Raw genomic sequence first — 839 nt, 5'->3', positions numbered from 1 at the left:
TCCCAACCGTGGACAGCTAGGTTATATCCTCTGGGCACGTATCTCTAGGAATGAGCCGAAAGAAGTACACTGTCGATCTTTCTGACGAAGAACGTGCTGAACTCGAGGAGTTCGTTACGAAGGGCACACACCGAGCAGAGGACATCACCCGTGCACGGATCCTCCTGAAGGCTGATGACGGGCTCACAGATGCGGCCATCTGTGAGCACGTCGGCTGTTCGGTCGGGACGCCACATCGGGCGCGCAAAGCGTACACAGAGCGAGGGGTTGCGGCGATTCATCGCCGCAAGCCCGATCGAGACTACGAGCCGAAACTCGACGGCCGAGCCGAAGCCCATCTCGTCGCCCTTGCCTGTTCTGACCCACCGGAAGGCCGGACTCGCTGGACCTATGCCTTGCTCGCTGACCGCTTGGTTACCCTCGAGGAGATCGAGTTCGACTCGATCTCCGAGGAAGCTGTCCGACAGCGTCTAAAAAAACGACCTGAAGCCACACCGCTCTGAGTACTGGCTGATTCCACCCAAAGAGAACGCCGAGTTCGTCTATCGGATGGAAACGATCCTTTCGCTGTACGAACAACCGTACGACGAGAGCCGGCCAGTCATCTGTTTCGACGAGTCCAGCAAGGAACTTCGCAAGCACGTCCGCGACCCGCTCCCGGCATCACCGGGAGCGGTCGCTCGAACTGACCATCATTACGAACGAAACGGGAGCCAAATGCTTCACGTTGCGACTGAGCCGTTAACCGGTCAGTGCCGCCTTCATGTGACGGAACGACGGCGAACCAGTGAATGGATCGGCTGTATGCAAGCGATTGCCGACGACTACCCGGATGCGGA

General features: G+C 58.5%; 1 protein-coding gene. It reads left to right on the top strand.

Going from position 1 to position 839, the window contains the following annotated elements; translation table 11 throughout:
* The first annotated feature begins 50 nt into the window (after positions 1–50).
* Positions 51–503, top strand: coding sequence for a helix-turn-helix domain-containing protein (locus FYC77_RS20015; protein ID WP_149083249.1), 453 nt, complete (start codon positions 51–53; stop codon positions 501–503).
* The last annotated feature ends 336 nt before the right edge of the window (positions 504–839 follow it).

Origin of the sequence: Natrialba swarupiae, assembly GCF_008245225.1 — an archaeon.
GTDB lineage: Archaea > Halobacteriota > Halobacteria > Halobacteriales > Natrialbaceae > Natrarchaeobius > Natrarchaeobius swarupiae.
The sequence above is the reverse complement of the archived record's forward strand: the minus strand, read 5'-3'. Positions and strand labels throughout refer to the sequence as shown.